20 protein-coding genes are annotated in these 21,105 nt (G+C 58.8%); 9 read left to right on the forward strand and 11 right to left on the reverse strand.

The genetic code is table 11. The annotated features are described in order from the left end of the window. The 6 genes from AC1Z1G_RS13935 to AC1Z1G_RS13960 all read right to left on the reverse strand — a co-directional run bounded on the left by AC1Z1G_RS13935 (nt 1) and on the right by AC1Z1G_RS13960 (nt 5,203). Complete coding sequence (locus tag AC1Z1G_RS13935) at nt 1–1,341, reverse strand: TadE/TadG family type IV pilus assembly protein (protein WP_483620659.1); 1,341 nt, start codon at nt 1,339–1,341, stop codon at nt 1–3. Between the two features lie 104 nt (nt 1,342–1,445). Further along, complete coding sequence (gene cpaB / locus AC1Z1G_RS13940; protein WP_483620660.1) at nt 1,446–2,252, reverse strand: Flp pilus assembly protein CpaB; 807 nt, start codon at nt 2,250–2,252, stop codon at nt 1,446–1,448. A 16-nt stretch (nt 2,253–2,268) separates the two neighbouring features. Next, on the reverse strand, nt 2,269–3,594 hold the full coding sequence (locus tag AC1Z1G_RS13945) for an ATP-binding protein (protein ID WP_483620661.1): 1,326 nt from the start codon (nt 3,592–3,594) through the stop codon (nt 2,269–2,271). A gap of 17 nt (nt 3,595–3,611) precedes the next feature. After that, a complete protein-coding gene (locus AC1Z1G_RS13950; RefSeq protein ID WP_483620662.1) occupies nt 3,612–4,130 on the reverse strand; it encodes an A24 family peptidase in 519 nt (172 codons plus the stop codon). A gap of 29 nt (nt 4,131–4,159) precedes the next feature. Continuing rightward, a complete protein-coding gene (locus AC1Z1G_RS13955) occupies nt 4,160–4,351 on the reverse strand; it encodes a Flp family type IVb pilin (RefSeq protein WP_347900457.1) in 192 nt (63 codons plus the stop codon). A gap of 660 nt (nt 4,352–5,011) precedes the next feature. After that, nucleotides 5,012–5,203 carry a Flp family type IVb pilin gene (locus tag AC1Z1G_RS13960; RefSeq protein ID WP_483620663.1) on the reverse strand — a complete coding sequence of 64 codons (192 nt, stop codon included), beginning with the start codon at nt 5,201–5,203 and terminating at the stop codon, nt 5,012–5,014. A 237-nt stretch (nt 5,204–5,440) separates the two neighbouring features. On the opposite strand from AC1Z1G_RS13960, the gene AC1Z1G_RS13965 reads away from it, so the two are divergent. The 3 genes from AC1Z1G_RS13965 (at nt 5,441) to AC1Z1G_RS13975 (ending at nt 7,068) form a co-directional block, all read left to right on the forward strand. Beyond that, a complete protein-coding gene (locus AC1Z1G_RS13965; RefSeq protein WP_483620664.1) occupies nt 5,441–5,566 on the forward strand; it encodes a hypothetical protein in 126 nt (41 codons plus the stop codon). Beyond that, nucleotides 5,563–6,438, forward strand: a complete 876-nt coding sequence (locus tag AC1Z1G_RS13970; protein WP_483620665.1) for a helix-turn-helix domain-containing protein — start codon at nt 5,563–5,565, stop codon at nt 6,436–6,438. The genes AC1Z1G_RS13965 and AC1Z1G_RS13970 overlap by 4 nt, the downstream gene beginning before the upstream one ends. 84 nt (nt 6,439–6,522) lie before the next feature. Continuing rightward, nucleotides 6,523–7,068 carry a GNAT family N-acetyltransferase gene (locus AC1Z1G_RS13975; protein ID WP_483620666.1) on the forward strand — a complete coding sequence of 182 codons (546 nt, stop codon included), beginning with the start codon at nt 6,523–6,525 and terminating at the stop codon, nt 7,066–7,068. Here the strand turns inward: AC1Z1G_RS13975 and AC1Z1G_RS13980 are convergent. After that, the gene (locus AC1Z1G_RS13980) at nt 7,061–7,981 is read right to left on the reverse strand and encodes a carbon-nitrogen hydrolase family protein (protein WP_483620667.1); all 921 of its coding nucleotides are present in this window, start codon (nt 7,979–7,981) and stop codon (nt 7,061–7,063) included. The two genes, AC1Z1G_RS13975 and AC1Z1G_RS13980, sit on opposite strands and share 8 nt — an antisense overlap. Before the next feature lie 85 nt (nt 7,982–8,066). Here AC1Z1G_RS13980 and AC1Z1G_RS13985 point away from each other — a divergent pair, with 85 nt between their 5' ends. Continuing rightward, nucleotides 8,067–8,996, forward strand: coding sequence for a LysR family transcriptional regulator (locus tag AC1Z1G_RS13985; RefSeq protein WP_483620668.1), 930 nt, complete (start codon nt 8,067–8,069; stop codon nt 8,994–8,996). Here AC1Z1G_RS13985 and AC1Z1G_RS13990 read toward each other — a convergent pair. Further along, entirely contained in the window at nt 8,971–9,222 is a 252-nt protein-coding gene (locus tag AC1Z1G_RS13990) for a hypothetical protein (RefSeq protein WP_347900462.1), read from the reverse strand. The two genes, AC1Z1G_RS13985 and AC1Z1G_RS13990, sit on opposite strands and share 26 nt — an antisense overlap. Before the next feature lie 164 nt (nt 9,223–9,386). Between AC1Z1G_RS13990 and AC1Z1G_RS13995 the strand changes: the two genes are divergently transcribed. Then, a complete protein-coding gene (locus AC1Z1G_RS13995; RefSeq protein ID WP_483620669.1) occupies nt 9,387–9,704 on the forward strand; it encodes an ElaB/YgaM/YqjD family protein in 318 nt (105 codons plus the stop codon). 202 nt (nt 9,705–9,906) lie between these two features. Here AC1Z1G_RS13995 and AC1Z1G_RS14000 read toward each other — a convergent pair whose 3' ends face one another. Continuing rightward, nucleotides 9,907–10,947, reverse strand: coding sequence for an Ldh family oxidoreductase (locus tag AC1Z1G_RS14000; RefSeq protein WP_483620670.1), 1,041 nt, complete (start codon nt 10,945–10,947; stop codon nt 9,907–9,909). A gap of 232 nt (nt 10,948–11,179) precedes the next feature. Between AC1Z1G_RS14000 and AC1Z1G_RS14005 the strand changes: the two genes are divergently transcribed. Both AC1Z1G_RS14005 and AC1Z1G_RS14010 read left to right on the forward strand, forming a co-directional pair. Continuing rightward, nucleotides 11,180–16,021 (forward strand): dermonecrotic toxin domain-containing protein, encoded by a 4,842-nt coding sequence (locus AC1Z1G_RS14005; protein WP_483620671.1) that lies wholly within the window; start codon nt 11,180–11,182, stop codon nt 16,019–16,021. A 240-nt stretch (nt 16,022–16,261) separates the two neighbouring features. Next, nucleotides 16,262–17,263, forward strand: a complete 1,002-nt coding sequence (locus AC1Z1G_RS14010) for a FecR family protein (protein WP_483620672.1) — start codon at nt 16,262–16,264, stop codon at nt 17,261–17,263. Nucleotides 17,264–17,311: 48 nt separating this feature from the next. On the opposite strand, the gene pvdQ is transcribed toward AC1Z1G_RS14010, so the two are convergent. Beyond that, nucleotides 17,312–19,657 (reverse strand): bifunctional acylase PvdQ, encoded by a 2,346-nt coding sequence (gene pvdQ, locus AC1Z1G_RS14015; RefSeq protein WP_483620673.1) that lies wholly within the window; start codon nt 19,655–19,657, stop codon nt 17,312–17,314. A gap of 301 nt (nt 19,658–19,958) precedes the next feature. Between pvdQ and AC1Z1G_RS14020 the strand changes: the two genes are divergently transcribed. After that, the gene (locus tag AC1Z1G_RS14020) at nt 19,959–20,339 is read left to right on the forward strand and encodes a fe2+ zn2+ uptake regulation protein (protein ID WP_483620674.1); all 381 of its coding nucleotides are present in this window, start codon (nt 19,959–19,961) and stop codon (nt 20,337–20,339) included. A 16-nt stretch (nt 20,340–20,355) separates the two neighbouring features. On the opposite strand, the gene AC1Z1G_RS14025 is transcribed toward AC1Z1G_RS14020, so the two are convergent. Further along, on the reverse strand, nt 20,356–20,544 hold the full coding sequence (locus AC1Z1G_RS14025; RefSeq protein ID WP_483620675.1) for a hypothetical protein: 189 nt from the start codon (nt 20,542–20,544) through the stop codon (nt 20,356–20,358). Nucleotides 20,545–20,701: 157 nt separating this feature from the next. Here AC1Z1G_RS14025 and AC1Z1G_RS14030 point away from each other — a divergent pair, with 157 nt between their 5' ends. Beyond that, on the forward strand, nt 20,702–20,848 hold the full coding sequence (locus tag AC1Z1G_RS14030; RefSeq protein ID WP_483620676.1) for a hypothetical protein: 147 nt from the start codon (nt 20,702–20,704) through the stop codon (nt 20,846–20,848). Nucleotides 20,849–21,105: the final 257 nt, after the last annotated feature.

Here is a 21,105-nt window from a genome sequence, read left to right on the forward strand (position 1 = left end):
CTAAGAATCGGTACTTGGTGTCTGGCTGTTGTCGATGTAGGTCTTGTACAACTGAATGATCTGCGGGCCTGCGTCGTTGACGGGATGGGGGCCGGGCACGTTGTCGCCTTCGCATGCTTTGACGAACTGGCCGAATATCTGCGCCGAGTTGCCCTGCTGAGACTCCGGTTGCAACACGAAATAGCAGCCGAACCCCAGCACCGGAATCGAGGACGTCCCATCGTTCTTGCCAGAGCAATCACCGATCACCACTTTCAAAATCCGCCGCTCGAACGCGCCACCGGCCTGACAGCCGCTGCCCGAACCCGCCACGCAGGCGGCAGAGGCCTGTACCCAGTCGTTGTAGTCATACAGGGCGCCACTGGACGTGGACAGGTTGCCATTGGTGGAAGTGACGGCCAGATTGTTGTACTGGATCTGTGCCGGTGAACCGGTGTATGTCAGCGACTTGGAGTTGACCGTAACCACCAGGTCCGGCGGATAGTCCGCAGCGCTTAGGCCACCTGAATACTGGTTAAAGCGCGTATTGAGGCCTTGAGCGGAAGGCCCCACGGTGTTGCCCGGTTTGGTCTGGACGTTGGCGCCGACGCTGTTGCACTGACTGATCCCGCCTGCCAGGCCCTGCTTCACGGCGTTGCCACCGGCACCGAAGTCAAGCAGTTGAAAATTGCCGGGGCCAATTGCCGAACTATTGCCCGCAGCGGTTTTCAACACTTGCAAATCACCGAACTTGAACCCCCAGAACATCCCGCTGGCGGGGTTGTTCTTGGTCGGGTCTCCACACACCATCAGCGGCGTGAGGTCACACGGGCTGGTAGGGCTTGGCCCAGCGGTGGCCACCGCCGCCACAGCCTTGGTCGGAGCGACACCGTTGCCGATTGCCTTCAACATGCCCCAGAAAAAACCGGTCAGGGGGTAATTGGGTACCGACACCCGTACATAGGTCGCATTGGCCGGCCCCGGAAAGGAAAAAGGCCCATAGACACTGGAGGACAGCTCCACCGTGGCGAAACTGGCGATGTTATTGCCAATAGCGGTGGCCAGTTCCTGGTTGCCCGAGGCATTGGCATTGCGGGTCAGCGTGTCCCGCGCAGCGGTTTGCGTCAGGCTGGCGGCACCGGTCGCACCGGATACTTCGCTGAGCGTCTTGGCCCCGCTCAGTGCCGCGGCATCCACAGCATTTTGCAGGCGAGCCTTGTTCACCAGCATATGGCCACCGTCTAGCGCCAGAGCCCCCATCAGCAGGATGGCGGCCAGGGCAATCACGACCAGCACGAGAATCGTGCCGCGCTGATGGTTTGGAAATGCACTGAGCGGCTGTTGGATACGCGGTCTCATCATCAAGCCCTCTTGTTCTGCCGACCTTGATCGGCAGGGTGGCGTCGCCCACCCACGCCAAACGACAATACCTGGCGGGCGGAGCCTTCAACGGTTGCGCCTGGCGGCTACAACTCGGTTCTCACGACATTGACTTCGATCCCGCGGATCACCGTGATGCCACTGTCAGAACTGCCCTTGCGCCGTACGATGGGTTTGACCACGGGTGGCGGTGGCGCGGCCTCAACCATCGCCACCGGCTCAGCAACGGCGGGTAGCTTCTGGTTGTCCAGTGGATTGCGCAGGGCCAGTTGCAACTTCCCGTCGGTCATGCCCTTGACCAGGGCTTCTGCCTGAGCGGGCGTCATCTCCAGGGTGACCGCACGTACGACCACCGGCTGGGTCTTGTCGGTACTGGCGGTCTGGTCCACTGCCAATACCCGCAAGTCCTCCAGAATGGTCCTGGACTCGGCGTTTCCGTCGTTGCCTGTCTGTTTGGTCGCCAGGACATCGACCCGATTACCCGGCAAGAGGAACCCGCCCACCCCCACCACATCATCCACACGTACCGAAATGGCACGTTTGTTGGGCTCGATCAGCGAAGCCAGCGTGCTCCCGCCCAAGTGCTCGGCCAGACGCGCACCGCGCACGATGTCGCCGCGCAGCATGGAGAACGTGGCGATCTTGCCCACGACCTTGTCGGTGGCATCAAAGGCATCGTCTGGCACCGTGTCCTTGGGCATACGCACCAACGTCACCTGCTGCGCCTCGACCATCTGCCCGAACGATATTTCCACGGTGGCCACCACCACATTCTGCTGATTGTCGTCGGGGCTGGCGTTAAGCCGGGCACTGAGCCAGGTGTTGGCCATCCATGCCGCCCCCAGGCCCAGAATCACGGACAAGGCAATCAAGGTGAAAGTACGTGAACTCATGTCGATATCTCCTTATCTATCCAAGAAAGTCGAGCTGTACGAAATAGTTGTGCCACGCCCACTCCAGTTCCTGCGGCGACAGTGGTCCGCAGCCGCCCAGGTAACGCTGACGGTCGAGGGCCATGTTCAACAGGTCCCGGGGGTGGCAAGGCACCAGCGGCATGTTTTCAACGCCGTAGAGTTCCTGCAGCGCGTACTTCAGCAGTTGCGGGTCGTAAGCAATGCCCAGTCGCTCGGTTTCCTGGCACCAGATGCGTTCGTACTCATCGGGTTTCAGGTAACCGAATTGCAGCTTGTAGCCAATCCGCCGCAAAAACGCTTCGTCGGCCAGTTCCAGCGGATTGAGGTTGGTGGAGAACACCAGGATCAGGTCGAACGGCAGTTCGCAGTGCCGCCCACCCCCGAGATTCAGGAAGTCGCGTTTCTCCTCCATCGGCACGATCCAGCGGTTGAGCAACTCGGCTGGCGCCATGCGCTGACGGCCCATGTCGTCGATGACGAACAGGCCATTGCTGGCCTTGAGCTGCAACGGGGCCTGGTACTGACGCGTGAAAGGGTCATAGCGGACATCCAGCTGTTCCATGCTCAATTCGCCGCCCGTGATGATGATCGGGCGTTCACAGCGCAGTAGCCGGCGATCAATCCCCTCGTTAAGCAGCAGATTGTTCTGCAGCTCATCGTCGTCATCCAGGCGCCGGTGTACCTGAGGATCGAAAATCTCGATCACCGCCTCGTTGATCGCGATGGCATGGGGTATCCAGATGGCTTCGTCAAACAAGCGAATCAGCCGGCTGCTGACATACGTTTTGCCAGTGCCCGCCGGCCCGTAAATCATGATGGCGCGGCCGGAATTCAGTGCCACGCCCAGTTGATCGAGCATGCTTTGCGCGAGCACCATCCCACCAAAGGCGTGCTGCATGTCCTGTGCGCTGATACGACCATGGTGAATGGTCTGCACTTTGAGCAGGGAGCGATAGGTGCTGACCGGGAAAGGCGCCGCGCCGATATACCCGCTACGCGCCAACGCATCACGGGCGGCGCTGCGACCGCGTTCAGTCAGCCCGTAGCGCAATGCCTGACCACCGGTTTGACCGAGTACTTCGACACGACCGTCCTTGCGCAGGAAGGTCAGTACTTCTTCCAGTACCGCGCCCGTCAGCGCTAAGCGCTCCACCAGCCGCGACATGTCCAGCACACCCGCATCGTGCAGATGCTTGCAGACCAGATCACCGAGAAAGTTGTCCGCCAACCCGGTTTCACGGATGGTGCGTGGCTGTGGAGCCAACCGCTGCACAACTTCGCGCTCATTGTGAGTAACGCTGCTGTTGCTGATGGCATACATAGAGTGTTCTCCTGGACTTACTGGCCGAAGGGCAGCCAGAAGACGCTGGTCAAAGTGCCGAGCAGGACCGCGACTGAATAGGGAAAAGGCTTGCCTGCCACTTCATCGACCGCTGGCGAAAAATAGGCCCTGGCTCTCAACATCAACCAGTAACGCCCCACGGTCTGCTGTACCTGACCACGCACAAACACAATCAATATTCCGCACAGACCGCCGGCTATCAGGCTGAACAGTGCAGCCCAGAGCGCGTCGCGCGGAGTGAGAAAGGTGCCGACCATGGCCATTAGCTTGACATCGCCGGCAGCCATTCCCCCAAGCGCGTACATCGGGAGAAAAACGGCAAAACCGATCAACATGCCCAGCGCTCCATAACCCAACCCGAGGACACCCGAGGTGTAGACCTGACCGGCCAACCCCAGTCCCAGGCCCGACAAGACCAAGAGGTTGGGAATGCGGTGATGGCGAAGATCGCTCACCACCGCAATACCCAGCAGTCCCAGCAACGATGCAATAGCAACTGACTGCTCCATGCTCATGACTGCAACCCTCTGTGGACGCTGTGGTGCTAGCAAGTGGTGCCTTTGACTGCACAGCCCAGACTGGTAATGGCTGTTTTTACGTTAGTGCCCAAAGTGATAAATGCTGCGACAGCGCCCAGCGTTATCAACCCACCCGCCACCGCATACTCCACAATGGTCAGGCCATCTTCGTCTTTGATGAATTTCACTACAGAAGTCTTGATCGATTGCAGATTCATTTTGCTCACCTCATTCAGTATTTTGTTTTTAGAACAGCGCTTCTCGCACTGCCTGGGTGAACATTAGTCAGAAGTGCAACGCAGGGGTTAGGAGTTTTTTGCTGATCGTTAGGACTTTATTGCTGTATTACCCACGAAACAAAAATACTAATCGTGCGACCTGAAACAACAACGAAAGAGTTCAATGACGAACAACTTGCAAACAACGTTGCAACTGATTCGCATGCGATGCCCGGTCGGGCTCTACCTCCTGCAACGACGCGAAACAGCGCCATCGCGCCGAGAGCGAGACCGTGTGCAATGGTCTAAGCAAGGGTTTTCTTATCAGGATTTGATCTTCGCGCGCGCGACGCAGCGACAATACTGGTCAACGAGGAAGAAACATCAGGAGCGCAGCCAGGACAATGAGGTCCGACTCGCCAGGAGACCGGACTGTTGGAGTGTTCATCGCGTCATGCGTTTAGCCTGCGGCGGCGGGCTGAGAAGACTCCACCTTGTCCGAACGGGATCATGGTTAAAGAACCAGGCAGAGTCTATATGAAACTTTTTTATCCTCACGACACTCCCCTCAGCCTGATGGGAGGTGTTCGTCACCGCCATGCCCCAGAGGGTAGCCAGCGGCTAGAACACGAAACGGGGCCTACAACGCACGGTGCGGTGCTAACACGCGGTGCCTTTGACGGCACAACCCAAACTGGTAATGGCGGTACTCACGTTACCGCCAAGTGTCACGAAAGCCGCCACGGCGCCGAGTGTTATCAAGCCACCCGCTACTGCATATTCCACAATGGTCAGGCCCTCTTCGTCCTTGATGAATTCCAGCACCGAAGTCTTGATCGATTGCAGATTCATTTTACTCACCTCATTTAAGTGTTATTTGCCGAGACGGGGACTTAGTGTGCCGCCTGATTGAATCCTAGTCAGGAGAAACAACGAGGGTTAGGAGTTTCTTGTCGATAACTAGGACTTTTTTGCGGTGAGGCCTGAACAGTAAAAAGCCGTAGCGTTGACATGGGTAACCGTACCGTAAATGCACTATCAGGAATCATTTACAAACAAGACTGAAACCAACCACAAGGACCGTAGTGGATGAAAGGCATCACCAGAGCAGGTTCGCAGCAGCTCTCAGGGTTTGATCCTTCGGGCTATGACCTGACGACGACACTGCCAGGCGAGGTCAAGAACGCGAGGAACAAGGAAGGAATGAGAAAATGAAACCTGAGTTGGCCAACAAGCCATTTCTTTTATGGTTCGACCTTACTCAGGATCGATCGGCCGAGGCGTTGGTCGCACATTTTCGTTCGACCTGTGAATGTCGAATGGCAAAGGACGCCGCGTTGTCCGAACTTGAGGGCGACCGGCAGCCAGACATGGTCTGCATCCATTATGACCGCCCCGACATGCCAGGCCTCAACCTGTTGCTGGAGATCAAACGCAGGTCCCCTTCCATACCGATCGCCATGTTCACTGTGCAGCACTCCGAAGAGCTTGCCGTGTGGGCCATGCGTTCCCGCGTCTGGGAGTACATGGTGCTGCCCCTGTGCACCGCCGAGAAAGACCGCTTTCTGCACGCGCTCCAACAGCTCTGCGAACTGCGCCGCAGTACTCACTTTCACGCCAAGAAGCCACTGATCGAACACGGCCCGTCCCTGCCGGACAGCATCCGGCTGACCGCAGAACACCACAAACACCAGGCACTCAATAACGTACTGCTCTACATCGACCAGCATTTTCGGGACAGCATCGACCAAAAAGAGCTGGCGAAACGCTGCGGCATGACAACCTTCCGCTTCAGCCGCCTGTTCAAGGAAGTGAATGGCATGGGGTTCATGGAGTACGTCCTGAGCAAGCGAATGGACTACGCCAAGGATCTGCTCGACAACAGCCAGATGCCCATCACCAGCATCGGTTACGAAGTCGGGTTCAAGGACCCCTCTTACTTTGCCCGTGCCTTCAAGCAGTTCGCCGGGTGTACCCCTAGCGAATACCGCCAGATGCGTCGTGCCGAGGCGCCCGCCGCAGAACCGACATCGGTGGAGGAACTGACGGAAGTCGTCGATAGCCTGCAACTTCGTGCCGAACTCTGACAGGTGCGATACAGTCCGCCTGACCCTTTCAAGCGCCGGACGGCCAGCGCTGTTTGTCATAGATCGACCCGAAGTGGAATGAACATGGACACTATCCCCACGCTGTACACCCCTCGCCTGATCCTTCGCCCCCTGGAGCTGGCCGACGCCGACGCCGTTCAGCAGCAGTTCGCGCACTGGGAAGTGGTGCGCTACCTCAATGTCTTTGTGCCTTGGCCGTATCCGGCCGATGGTGCGCTGAGCTACCTGCGTGACGTGGCCTTGCCGGCCATTGCCCGGGGTGTGGAGTGGCACTGGTCGATCCGGCTCAAGTCGGCGCCGGATCAACTGATCGGCAATGTCAGCCTGATGGACGAACAGGACAACAACCGTGGGTTCTGGCTCGCGCCCGCCTGGCAGGGCCAGGGGCTGATGGCCGAGGCCAGCGCGACGGTCACCGATTATTGGTTCGAAACCCTTGAGCGACCGTTGATGCGGGTGCCCAAGGCAGCGCCCAACCTGGCCTCGCGCAAGCTCTCGGAACGCACCGGCATGCGCTTGATTCGTACCGATGAAGGTAACTTTGTCAGCGGACGATTCCCCAGGGATATCTGGGAAATCACCCGCGAAGAGTGGCAACGCCTCAGATAAACCGCACGCCCGGTTTGGCCCGCTCATCCACGGTCAGCTCGAACACATCCGGGCGCGCGTAGTGCCCGACCACATCGTAGTCGTAGCGGGCACGAATCAGCTGATCGGTGTCGATTTCAGCCGTCAGTAACCCGGCGCCGCCCAACAGCGGCCCGGCGAGGATGTCGCCCATCGGCCCGACAATCACACTGCCCCCGGCAATCAGCGCACGCTCGGCCGGCCAATGGGCGATGTCCAGGCCCAGTGCCTGCGGCGAATCCTGAACCTGGCAGGCACTGACCACAAAGCAGCGGCCTTCGTGGGCAATGTGGCGCATGCTGACCTGCCACATCTCGCGCTCATCCACAGTCGGCGCGCACCACACTTCCACACCTTTGGCGTACATCGCGGTGCGCAGCAGCGGCATCATGTTTTCCCAACACACGGCGGCGCCAATCCGCCCGACCTTGCTGTCGATCACCGGCAGCGTCGAGCCGTCGCCCTTGCCCCAGATCAGCCGTTCCGTGCCAGTGGGCATCAGTTTTCGGTGTTTGGCCACCAGCCCGCCAACTGGCTCGATGTACAACACGGTGCAGTACAACGTGCTGCCGGAACGCTCAATCACCCCCAGAACCAGGCTGGCCCCGGTACGCGCCGCCAAACCGGCCAGGGCCTCGGTTTCCACTCCCGGTACGTCGATGGCATTGGCAAAGTAGCGGGCAAACGCCTCGCGCCCTTCCGGCAACCGATAACCCAATTGAGTGCCAAAACTTTCGCCCTTCGGATAACCGCCAAGCAGCGCTTCGGGCATGACGACCAAACTGGCGCCTGCGTCGAGAATCGCCTGTTCGTAAGAAAGGATCTGCGCCAGGGTTTCGCCTTTGCCGCCAGGCAGTGAACCGATTTGCAGTGCAGCAACGATGGAGGTGGGCATCGCGGTAACTCCCTGAGCATTGAGGTGTTGCTCATTCTCCGGCCGCCGTCGATCATGAATAAAGCCCCCTTCACTTCAATATGATATGAGCCCCATGAATATTGTAGACATCGACCTCAACCTGCTCAAAGTCTTCGAGGCCCTGCACGACGAGTCCAGCGCCAGCCGTGCCGCGTTGCGTCTGGGGGTCACGCAGTCAGCCATCAGCGCGGCATTGCGACGGCTGCGGGCGGTGTACGACGATCAACTTTTTGTGCGCACCGGCCGGGGCCTGGCGCCGACGTTGCGGGCCAATCAGCTCAAACCTGTGGTCAGCGAGGCACTCAACAAATGCCGGCAAAGCCTGGCCATGGTCGACCCGGCAGCCCGCCACTACGAGGGACGCTCGGTCACACTGGGGTTGTCGGATGATTTCGAGATTGCCTATGGCCGTCGCCTGATCGAGGAGATTGCCCAGCGTGCGCCCAGGTTACGGTTGATCTTTCGCCAGACCCACAGCCAGATTGTCGCCACCGCGTTGATGGAGCGCAGCATTGACCTGGCGATTACCGCCGGAGGGTTTGCCCAGCGCCTGCTCAGCCGTGAAGTGCTCGGGGAAGGGGATTATCGCTGCCTGGTGGACCCGCGCAGCCTGGCGCCGGGGCAACAGGCGATCAGCCTTGAGGAGTTTGTCAGCCGCGAGCACATCCTGGTGTCATCTGGCGGGTTTATCGGGATCACCGATGAAGGGTTGGCGGCGCTGGGCCTGCGCCGACACGTCTGCGCCTCGACCACGCATTTTGCCGGCCTGCCCTATTTGCTCAAAGGCAGTCAGGCGGTGGCGACGATTCCGGCCCATGCGGCCCGACACATTGCCGCATTCACGGGGTTGACGCTACTGCCCTGCCCGTTGGCCCTGCCGCGCTATCCGATCGAGTTGGGCTGGCGAACCAACGCCCAACCGGACCCGGTGCTGCTGAAGGTACGCGAAGCGATTGTGGCGAGTTTTGCTACTTGGCCGCCATCAGGCGATTGACTTCGCTGCGCACCATGTTGGCAAATTCCGGTGGCGACATGCTGTCCAGTTCGGCGCGTACCCATTCGGCCCATTTACCCTTGCGCTTGGAGCGTTCACCGAACAAGCGGGCGGCCTCGCCTTTGGACTTGCCCAGGTTGCTCTGCCAGAGGTCGAACAGACGGGACTTTTCATCTTCGAGCGCTGCGCGCTCAGCCAGGGGCTTGTCGGCCAGATTGAAGCTCATGGGAGTTACCTGCTGCGTAAAATTGGCGACATCTTACACTGTAGGTGGAATTCTCTGAGTCTGGTTTTTCCGCTCGCCGTGTGCATCTGCGCAAAATTGCTGCAACTTTTCAGCAAGCGGCAGACTCCATTGTTCACTGTCCATTCATTGCAAGGAGTCCCCCAATGGCCCGGAAAAATGCCAGCCAAGTCGCCGAAGACCAAATCAAGGATCAAGCGTTCAGCGAGCTGCAGGCGCTGATTGAAGAATCGGACAAACTGCTCAAAAGTAGCGCTGCACTGGTGGGAGAAGAAGCGGAGAGCCTGCGCGGCCAGATCGTGCTCAAGCTCCAGCAGGCACAAGACGCGGTTTCCAGTGTGCGTGAGCGAACCAGACCGGTGGTCGACGCGACTCAAACCTATATCGGCGGCCACCCGTGGCAGACCGTGGCGATCTCCGCCGGTTTTGGCCTGGTGGTGGGGTTGTTGCTGGGGCGTCGTTAAACACAACACAGAGAAACGGCGTGCCGGGGCTTGATGCCCTTTGCTGAAAAAGAAGTCAGTCTTGTGTGGGAGCGGGTTTACTCGCGAAGAAGGCTTCACCATCAGCATTGATGTCGAATGCAATGCCCTCTTCGCGAGCAAGCCCGCTCCCACATTGGATCACTGGTGTTTCGAACTGCGCGCTCGGTTTAATTGATGCGCCTCACAACCCTGCCAGTTCACGCAACTGCACCAGCGTCTGGTCATCAAGGTGAATGCCTTCGGCAGCGGCTTTGGCCCGTTCGTTGTGACGGCGATCACCCGGCAGGCGCTTGAGCCCTACGCCGTGCATCTGCCGCACCAACTCCTGACTGCGTTCGGCAAAGCTCTGCCCGGCAGCCTTGCTGGGGTCAATCACAATCAGCAATTGACCGGTACAGGGGGTTTTAGCCCCTGGATGGTTCGACCAGTCGAACTCAAACGAAAAATTCCCACCGGTCAACGCGGCCGCCAGCAACTCGACCATCATCGACAACGCCGAGCCCTTGTGGCCACCAAACGGCAGTAAGGCACCGCCCTCCAGAATGGCTTTCGGGTCCTGGGTCGGCTGACCGAGGCTGTCCACACCCATGCCGGCCGGCAGGCGTTCACCCTTGCGGGCGGCGATTTGCACGTCACCGTGGGCAATGGCGCTGGTGGCCAGGTCGAAGACGATCGGGTCGCCATCGGCCCTGGGCGCGGCGAATGCAATCGGGTTGGTCCCGAACAACGGCCGGTCGGCACCGTGCGGCACCACGCAGGTCATGCTGTTAACCACACTCAATGCCACCAGCCCTTCGTAGGCGAACGGCTCGACATCTGGCCACAACGCGGCAAAGTGATGGGAGTTGCGGATCGCCAGCACTGCAATGCCGGCACTTCGGGCCTTTTCCACCAACAACGGTCGGGCGGCCGCCAGCGCCGGTTGCGCAAACCCGTTACCCGCATCGACGCGGACAAACCCCGAGGCCACATCTTCCACCACCGGCACGGCTTTGCCATTGACCCAGCCACTGTCGAGTGTCGACACGTAACCGGGCATACGGAACACGCCATGACTGTGCGCGCCGTCGCGCTCGGCACCGGCGCAGTTCTGGGCGAGCACCCTGGCCACTTCCGCCGACGTGCCATGGTGCAGAAACACCTGGGTCAGCAACTCGACCAGTTTCGCGAAACTGAGTGATGAGGTTTTCGACTTGACGGCCATTTCGGGCGATACAGGCATCTGAAGCTCCAGTTTTATTATTGAATACGGGCTACAGCGTGAATCCGGGTTGCAGGACAACCCGCAGAATCTTGTCGATTAAGTGCTGTTTTTCAGGCGTTCTGTCAAGACGCGCGAGCGTTCAGCCACACCCAGCTATATGTAGCGCACGTGAACCGGCGCGTGCCCTTACTGTTTTTCCTCACCCACACATCGCCATCACCGACGGATGGCTACTGGTCGAGGAATCACCATGACAACCGCCCTTCTGCCTTACTTCTTTGACGAAGCCAATAGAGCCTCCTACACCCGAGAACCCGGCGAGCGCGAGAAACGACTGGGTTTCACCACCGCTGACCTCAAATGGCTCAAGCGCGTGTACCTGCCAACCCACTCCACCCGCATTGACGACGCCGACCCGATGCAGGCCAGCCAGGTGTTGCTGACCCCGCCGGGCAAGAGCGCAACGCCATTGGCCGGAGCCTTTGCGATGAGCCGGGGAGACAGCGGCGAAGTGATGCTCTACACGCCCTCTCGAGGGCTGATGAAGTTTGCAAGCCAGGACGACGTGAACAGCAAGCTCCTGGAGTGGTTGAGCCAACCCGCGATCAAGGACGAGCTCCTGCGTTTTCAGTCCATTGAGCAGCGGCATTCATTGCAAGCCATCAGCACCCCGGCGATCTCGACAATGAGGATCGAGGGCGCCGTGTTTCAGGATCAGGAAAAAAACCTGACGCTGAATCAGTCGCAGAACGTGAAGACGATGCTCGCTGAACTCATTCAGACACCAACCCTGCAATCGATGCTCGACGACACGCTGAACGTGGCCCTGCGCAAACGCTTTACCCCGCTGGACCAACGCCACACCCGCATGGACAGTTTTGCCTCCCCGGCGGCACGTGCCGATCAACGTCCACTGTCGTCGATGACCCTCAGCGATGCGGTTCTGCACATTTACCTGACCAACCATTGGCCAGAAGGCGAACTCCGGCACTTCTCCAACCCCAAACAGGCCACCAGCAGCGATGACGATAATCAGGCCTGGGAGGCGACGATAAAGGAGGTCGCACAGAGTTTGACGCCACGCCTGCAGAGTCTGCTTGAAACGTTCTGGAACAGTCCGATGAGCACCGGAGTTTCTCGTGCGGAGTTCTTCGCCACCAGCATGAGCGATGCCTTCTGCCTGGAACTGCTGCTCAAACGTCAACAAGGCGTGCTGAGCGCTGAAGAACATCAGCGGCTGATGAGTGTCTGCCACCCGTCCCGCCATCTGTCGGCAACAGGTCACGGGGTTCACGTTGAAAAGGTGTGGGTCAGAGCACCGTTCAAGCACTACGTGGAGCTGGCCACGACCCTGATGCTCAGCACACCCGGGGACTCAAACGCGAACGCGTTCATGTACAGCCACGCCCGGGGCATTGAAAGCACCACCCCGCTGTCGCAAATCCGCGCCACCGTACTGGCGATGCTCGGTGCCGTGGGGCACGAAGATAACCTGCTCAACTACCTCGCACTGGATGAGCGCAACACCCTGTTGACGATGGATCAGGCAGAACGAGAGGTCGTCGGGGAGCCCATGACCGGACCGGTTTTTGAACACTTGATGAGTCAGGTTCTGGTCAAGCAAACACAGAATCTGAGGTACGCCTTGAGCCGTTATCGAGAGAGTGAAGGCGCCATGAATCCAGGGGCATTGATGGACAATGCGCTGGACGTACGCCACTTGATCGACAAGCGCTTGCTGGACCACGACGCTACCGGACGCTGGAGTACCCACATGGATCAGCGCTGGAGCGGCCAACCGGCCACTGTCCGTGCAGAGTCTGCCAAACAACTGTCGGCACAACTCTCCAGCATTGGCGCATCGCTGGACCTGGAGTTTGAAAAACACCTCGTGTTACCGGATGCACTGAAGAGTACTAATGACCTGAAGCTGGCCACAGCCCCGCTCCTGGAGCTCCTGCCCGCAAAACTCGCGCATACCCTTGCTGTGTCATTGCGCAGCGAACTCAAGCTGCGAACCCTGAGCCGCACATTGAGTGCCACGGACCAGGCCCTCATCAATACGGTACTGGACAGCCCCGTGCGTGATCAGCGTGCCGCGCTGAACGGTTTTCTGCCCGACGTCTTTTCCCTTGCCGTCACGGCCGGTACTTCCCCGGTATTGTTGAACCTGGCCAATTGTTTCGTGCTCACTGAGCGTGGTGGGCTGGACCCGGTGCACTCCGGCAGGGCAATTTTGTGGACACCGGCACTCGGCTTTGAAGCATTCGCCTCAGTGGTGCCCTTGACAGTGGAGCTGCAAAGACGCCTGCAGGATGAGGACACACGCATGGGCCTGCTGGAGAATCTTGAACGTCGCACTCTCGTGGCTCAGCAGACGTATACCCTGGCACCGCTGCAGGTTGTTCGCGAGAACCTCTTCAATCATCTGCAAAAGCCGTATGCCCAACTGGACAGCGTCGCCATCGAGCGCGCATTTGCCTCTGCACTGCCGGAGGCCATGCTGAAAAAACTGTTGGCCCTGATGGTTTCACGCACACCGGCAACCGGACTGACACGCGGGATGAGCATTGCCCAGTCGCTCATCACGGAACAGAAACTCCCGGCCTGGCTGGCGAAAGCGCCCATCGCCGATCAAGTGCTGCACGCGGAGTTGCTTGAGCAGTACCTCAACCATGCGCCGGGCGACAAGGACTACCTGACTGGTCTGAGTTCTCTGGCGAGCACGGCTCGGGAGGAGCTGAAAAAACAACTCAAGGCCGCCTTTCCACGGGACGACATCGATCCGGATAACGTTGAGTTGCAGTTCAACCCGCGCCTGACCACCACAGGGCTGACCCAGACCCTGACCCACTTCGCGCTGACGCATTTTGACGACCTGGACGCTGTTGCGATCAAGCAGTTGAACACCCTCAACGCCAGTACCCTCCCTTCAGGAATGGACGTGGCTTATGTGAAAAAACTGGTCCGCAACCTGAAACTCGGTCACCTCCAGCAAACCGTCCTGAACACGGCATTCGCCTCGGACAGTGCGGATGCCCAATCGAGAAAAAAACGGTTCATCCAGCAATTTCCCTGGCAAATGCTGCACTACGCGCATTCGGAAAAACTCCAGCAGCGTCTCAGCGCGACCGGGTTCAGTTTCATTGCGCAAATCATTAACCTGCCCGACGCCATCGCGCGGGCATCAGTGGCAGGTGTCGAGGCACAGATCCGACCGCTGGAGTTGGTCGCCACGCCCGGTGCGCAAGCGGCCAAGGCACTGGGCCTCTACCTGATCGGGCCACGCGCGGGCAAAAGCGGTCCTCATATCCTGTGGGCACCCTACAGCCGCACGCATGGGCTCAAGGAATATGAGACTGAAAGCAGCCTGCTCGACGAACTCAACGCAAAAGGCGTGCTCCAGGACTGGGTGCTCAAATGCCTGCCCACGGCCGTGCGGGCCACCTATAAAAACCTCTGGGCGTTAGCAGGCAATCAATCCAGTGAGATCAAACTGGCGGCTAACCCGATCACTGGAAACCTGCTCAACCTGTTGTTCGATGACAACACACAGTTACTCAAACAACTGCTCGGCAGCCAATCGGACCCGAACGCCAGGAGCGACTGGAAAACCGTCAAGCACGTGTTTGTCGAAACACTGGAGCAGGCATTCACATTTTTCAGCGGCAAACTCGCGTACCCGTTGACGGTGTGGCACAGCTATCGCGAGATCAAGGCCTCCGCCGAGGACCTCCAGGAACACAAATGGGGAAGCGCGCTCAAGGCGTTCATCAACGGCATCGCTCAACTGGCGATGCTGCGTCAATCAATGGAGGACTCGCCAGCCGCAGCGGAAGCCGAACCCGACCCGTCACTGGAAACCCCAACGGCGCGACGTCCGTGGCAGGACATCGACATCACCGCCCCCGACCGAACCCGGCTGCACCGCCATGAAAGCACTGATGTAGCGCTGAGCGCCCTCAGGCCTGACACAGCACGAGGCCTCTATACCCACCCGACCACGCAGAAGCATTACGCGGCCGTCGACGGCAAGGTGTATCGCGTCGAAAAACGCGGCGCACCGTGGTGCATTACCAGTGAACATGGGGACGGGCCGCTTCTTCGCCAGGTCACCACTCACCAGTGGACCCTGGCCCCCGCCCCGCCGTCTCCACGCTACGGCCTGATCAACCGCCTGAAGACGCGTTCATCCCGGCAAGGCGAGATGAACGTCGAGGCAACCGGTATGCGCTCGATTCGTGAGCTCTACCCGATCAGGGCTCGGCTGATTGATGAAGGGCTTGATCTTGCCACCACCTACGCCTGGAACAGCTTCCAGAACCTCAGAGTCATCAAGACAAACACGCAACAGACGACACGGGTGCATGTACTTCTCAAGGACTTTTTGGGTGTGCCCGCCATCCTGCCCGACCATGTCACGATGCTCGAAAAAGCCATTGTCGAGGTGTTTGGCGCGTTGCTGGATGCGGACCTCAGATCCGTCAACTCCAAGCGCTTTGTCGTCGGAACGAGCCGTGTAGACCCTGAAGGGGTTTTAGCTTTCATCATTGCGGATGACACAGGACGCAAGCTCTACTTACTGGAAAAGTTCTTTCTTCCAAGAATGGACCACTACCGTAACTACATGACCGACGTGAACTTCCCCATCAGCGCTCATGCTAGGGCCGTCACGCTGATCCACGAGCTTTCGCATATCGCCAGCAACACTCATGACATCTCTTACTTGGATTCCAGCAAGCCCTATGTCGACCTGCTGGAGATAACCAGCACACGCGCCTTGGCGCTCAAGAACAGGCTGGATCGAATCCAGCGCGAAACGCTGTCGAGCCGCTCGCGCATCGATCGACTCTTCCGGGTATTCAATCCACACAGCGGCGCCTGGGAGGATCTGGGGAGCACAACTTATGAAAATTCAAACGATGCTCTGAACCATGTTCTGGCATTAACCGGTGAGCACAGCCTGGCTGGCGCCCGGATCAAATTCATGGCCGACCCACTGACACGGTTGAAAGTGCAACTCGGTAACGCTGATTCGGTGTCCTGGCTGATCAGCCATCTCGGGCGCCAGCTCGACATCCGTACGCCATAAAGCCAAAGGTCTGGGGCATCTGTCGGGCATTGACGTGGCGCCAGTGCCTTGGACCTGCCGCCATCACAATGACGGTCGTGGCCTGGACTTATTTTTCACGCTTTATGTGAATAATGCTGAACCGACCGTGTTTTCAGAACCTTTGAGTGAAAATAAGCGCCACGTTGATGTTTATTGGCCATGACACAGGTTCTCGTTGCCCCCCGTGAAGGTTAGAATGCAGCAAATCAGGACGAGTCAATGAGCGAACAGACCCTCTCAGAAGCCGAATACGACGCTGTCACGGAAGCCGCCGCCCAATGGTGCATGCGTCTGCACGCCATCGACTGCACAACCGACGAACGCCTGGCGTTCAAGCAATGGCACGATGCCCATCCCCTGCATGCATTCGAATACGAAGCGATGCTGGAAATCTGGGACGTGGCCGACCACCTCCCGCGAACCGAAAGCGCCACGGCAACCACTCAGTTCAAACCCCAAACACAATGGCGTACCTGGGGGATGGCCGCCGCGGTCTGCATGATCGCTCTGCCACTGGTCGCCTTTACCGGCTGGAACCTGGGCTGGGTGCCCAGTTCCTATGAACGTTTCGAGGCTGACAACCGTGTGCGACAGGTCACCCTGAGCGACGGCAGCGAAGTCGAACTCAACCTGGGCACGGTCCTGACGTACAGCAATTACAAGGACCAGCGCCAGGTCAACCTGAAAAAGGGCGAAGCGTTTTTCAAGGTCAGCCATGACACCCAGCACCCGTTCGTGGTCAAGGCTGCCGCGGGCCAGGTCCGTGTGACCGGCACACAATTCAACGTCTGGATGTATCAGGATCAGGTCCGCGTGACCTTGCTCGAAGGTTCGGTTGTGGTCACCAGTAACGAGACCCGCCCCGGCGATGGTTTTCGCCTCGGCCCCGGCATGCAGGCACGCTACAAGCAGGGCGACTATGAGCCGCAGATCAGCCAGACCTATACCAGCGATACATCCCTGGCCTGGCGCTCCGGCAAGCTGATTCTCGACAACCTCGCACTGAACGATGCCCTGCCGTTAATCAATCGTTACCTCAGCACCCCGGTGTTGGCTGCAGACGATGCCACTGGCGCAATCCGCATCGGTGGCATCTATAACATCAATGAAGTGAAGAGCCTGGTGCCCTCGCTGCCCAAGGTTCTGCCGGTTTACCTGACACGCAACGAAGACGGCAATCCGGTACTGAACGCCATCCCGCAACGCCCTCTGAAAAACTGAAGGCCGCGCCCCAAAGGGGAAGCGGCCTTCTGCCTTGCAGGCCAGAACTTACTTCAGCGCCATGTTCGTGTGCGGCTCCTCACCCTCTCGCAATGTCTGCAACCGATACTCAGGGTCTGCCTTGATCTGCTGTTCGGTAAAGGGCAATTCGCTCAACTGCTTGCGCGAGAACGCCTGCGTCTGATCACTCGAGTGGCGCGAGGCCGGATCGCTGGACAGTGAAAACGCCAGCAGGCCCTGGGCATGTGGCCCCTTCTCATCGAACGTCACCACTTGCAGGTAGCTCGTACCGCTGACCACTTCACGCTGATTGTTCTCACCCGGGACGCTTTGTATGGCGTTGTACACCCCAAGCTCCCCCGCACCGCCGTGGATGGGCGTCTGCCCGGTACCCTGGGTCACCACTTGAATGTCGCCCCATCGGCTGTGCTCGGTCAGACCGGTTTTTTTGACCTGTTCCATCGAAGCCAGCATGGCACGGCGTAACGCCTCGGCCACCTCGGCCCGGTCGACACTCAGGCCTCGCGGGGTGTGTTGTGCATTGCCAGGGTCGAACGGCACGCGCCAGCGATCAAGGGTTTCGTCCAGCTGTTCCATGATGTTCTGAAAGTGTACCCAGCCCAGGCCGCTGTCCAGGTTGGCGGTGCGGTCCCAAGCCTTGAGGCTGGCGCACAGTGGCGCCAGCATGGCGGCATCGGTTCCCAGGCCCGCAGCGCAGAACTGCAACAGATCGGGCATGACCTGATCGGCGAGGTACACCTGATCGTCCATCACCATGCGCTGCAAATCAGCCGGCTTGATCGGGCCGGCAGCGCTCAAACTGCGCAGGCGATCAAGCGCAAACCGCGCGCGTAACCCCAGCGGCTGTCCGTCCTGACTGATGAGCGGCGAAAAACCTTTGAGCGGTTGCACCGGGTTAACCATCCAGGCGGAATCGTTGGAGTGCTGCACGAAGTCACGACGCAACAGTTGCGGCAGTTGGCTGGCCGGGAAAATCCCCTTCTGGGCAGCCTTGGTATCAATGTCCCATGCACAACCGCTACGGGAGCCATCCAGCACAATCATCTGCAAACCGGCGCTCGGGTCACTGCAGGTCGCAAGCTTGGCCACGGAGACGTTCGGTACGACCGACTGGTTCATGTACACCGTCTGCCCCTGATCATCCACCGCCAGGGTATTGACCCAGGGAATGCCCTGGATTTTATGCACCGAGGCCTGGAAATCCTTGAGATTGCGCGCCTGGTTCATTGCATACCATTGCTGCAGGACACGGTCGTTTTCCAGGTTGGCATCACGCAGGCTATAGGCGAACTGGTGGTCCCAGTCGAGTTTGCCGGGCCACTGCACCACAGGCCCGAACACCGAGCTGTAGACCTCATGGGACACCGTTTCGACCTGGCCGTTGGCCTGTTGCACCTGCACCGTGAAGGTCTGTTTGCTCAAGGGTGTGGACTTGCCGTCAAGCAGGTAACGGGTGGGATCCTTCGGATCAAGCTGCAACCGATAGAGCGTGAAATGCTTGGAAGCATCGACCGTATGGGTCCAGGCCAGGTGCTGGTTGAAACCGATATTGATCAGTGGCAGGCCGGGCAATGCCGCGCCCATCACATCCAGCTTGCCAGGAATGGTCAGGTGCATTTGATAAAAGCGCATGCCACCCACCCACGGGAAGTGCGGGTTGGCCAACAGCATGCCGCGGCCATTGAACGAGCGCTCACTGCCGATGGCAACGCCGTTACTGCCCCGGTCGAGGGCAAAACGCTGCTGACGTGCTGCCGCCAATGCGAAGGCCTCTGATGACACGGATGCCTGGGCGACCGCCTGAGGCGGCCTGGCACCGGCCAGGGCTTCAGCAAACTGCCCGACCCCGCCTTCGACCAGCAAACGGCGGGTCAGCTTGACCAGGTCCTGCGCCTTGATCGGCCGCACCCACGCGCCCTGACACTGCGCCGGTAAGCCTTGTGCCCGCTGCTCTGTCAGTGAACGGTTGTACCCTGCGACATAACCTTCGATCAGTTGACGCACGACCGGCGTTTGCGCCTGCCAGAAGCCAGAGACAGCCTGCGGGGTATTCAGCCAGGTGAAAAACAGATCGCTGGCCAGGTTTTCGCGTTGCTCGATCGTGCGCTTATCGGGCCCGAAGTAGCGTGAACGCTCGCCGTTGACTGTGACGATCTCATTGGCCAGTAAACACAAGTTGTCCTGGGCGTAGGCATAACCGATACCGTAGCCCAGGCCTCGCTCGTCGTTGGCTCGAATGTGCGGCACACCGAAACTGGTACGGCGAATCTCGGTTGCGGCCGGCACCCACTCACTCTGCGCGTGCGCCATGACGCTCAGCCCCAGAAACACGCCTGCGAAACACAACCTGGGTAACTGTCTGGAAATAATCACGCTGACTCCTGATCAAAAAAATAACCAGGGAGGGCGCGCAGTGGAAAACAGGGACACCGAGCCCAGCCTGGAAAAGACCGCACGTCGGTTTAGCAGCAACATGCCTTGTCCTAAAGACGAAGCAATCGCAGAAAATTTAAGCGCTTAGGTGCAACGGCCATCGGCCCTTGACATGTTTCAAACGTGATACGAACAAATTTTCTACATCCAGGCCTTCATGATTTGCCTGACTCGTTCGTCTTAGTAACTGAGAGCACCCATCACATCTTCATGATCAGGCTCTGGAAAAGGAGTTTTTTGTATGTACAACTCGCATTTGCCAACGGAAGGCCACCACGTGTCAAACGGCGTATCCATGAACCTCAATGCCGGCGTCTTTGCCAAAAGTCCCGAGCGCCTGGGCAATGAACGCATCAGGTTCCTGCTCAAAAGCTTCGGCCTGCGTACCAGCCTCATCCGCCTGAAAGTCATCGACGCCCTGCTCACGGCGGCCCGTAGCGATCGCTCACTGGGTGTGCGCGGTGTGCACAGCCATTTGCTGGAACTGGACATTCCCCTGTCGTTTCTCAGTGTGCGCGAAGTCTTGAAGCGCCTGTGCAGTGAAGGCGTTATCACATTGAACCCGGACAAGAGCTACAGCCTGCATCAGCAGGCCGCTGCGGTGCTCAACACGAAGGACTAACCGACAGCGCCGGCGTTCAGGGCTTGACCTTGCGGCGCATTACACCATTGACCACGACGACGATAACCGCCACGCCGATGGCGATGTACTGGAACAGCTTTTCGCTGATCATGCCTGCGTTCTGCATCCAGGTAAGGCCAAACATGATCCCCAGTACCACGAGGGAGATCAGAATCGAGTATTTCAAACGTTGCGACTGGGTCATTGCGGGTTCCTGAACCTGAAAATGTGTATCCGGTTTGTGTCGTGAAGCATGCCAAGTCCCTACCCTTTTTCGGGGATAAGCGACGGCAAACAGGGTCCCATGTTACAGCCCGGAAAGCGATTTTGCTTCACCAGGGCGTCAACCTGAGGATTGAGACATGTTCCCTCGAATCACACTGCTGATTCCCCTGCTGATCACCCTGACCATGAGCGGCTGCGTGTTTTATCCACGGGGCGGCCATGGCTATTACCACGGCGGCCCTCACTACTACCATGGCGGCCCGGCTTACTACGAACACCGATAGTCCATCCCTTGGTCCGCTGTGTAATACCGGGGTGACGAACCCTGTTAATGGTCTTGTCAACATTGAACAGAAGCCCGCCACTGAGCGGGCTTTTTCGTTCTGATCATGATGCTTAGAGCAACCGGATTTATATTTACAAACACAATAACCGCGACATATACCGACAACTATTACTTCACTTTGCCATCTTGGATTATTGATTTTAAAGACTACTCTTACTTCAGCTACTTACCGCCACAAACAAGCAACACTACTAT

Source organism: Pseudomonas sp. JL27(2026) (assembly GCF_056933555.1).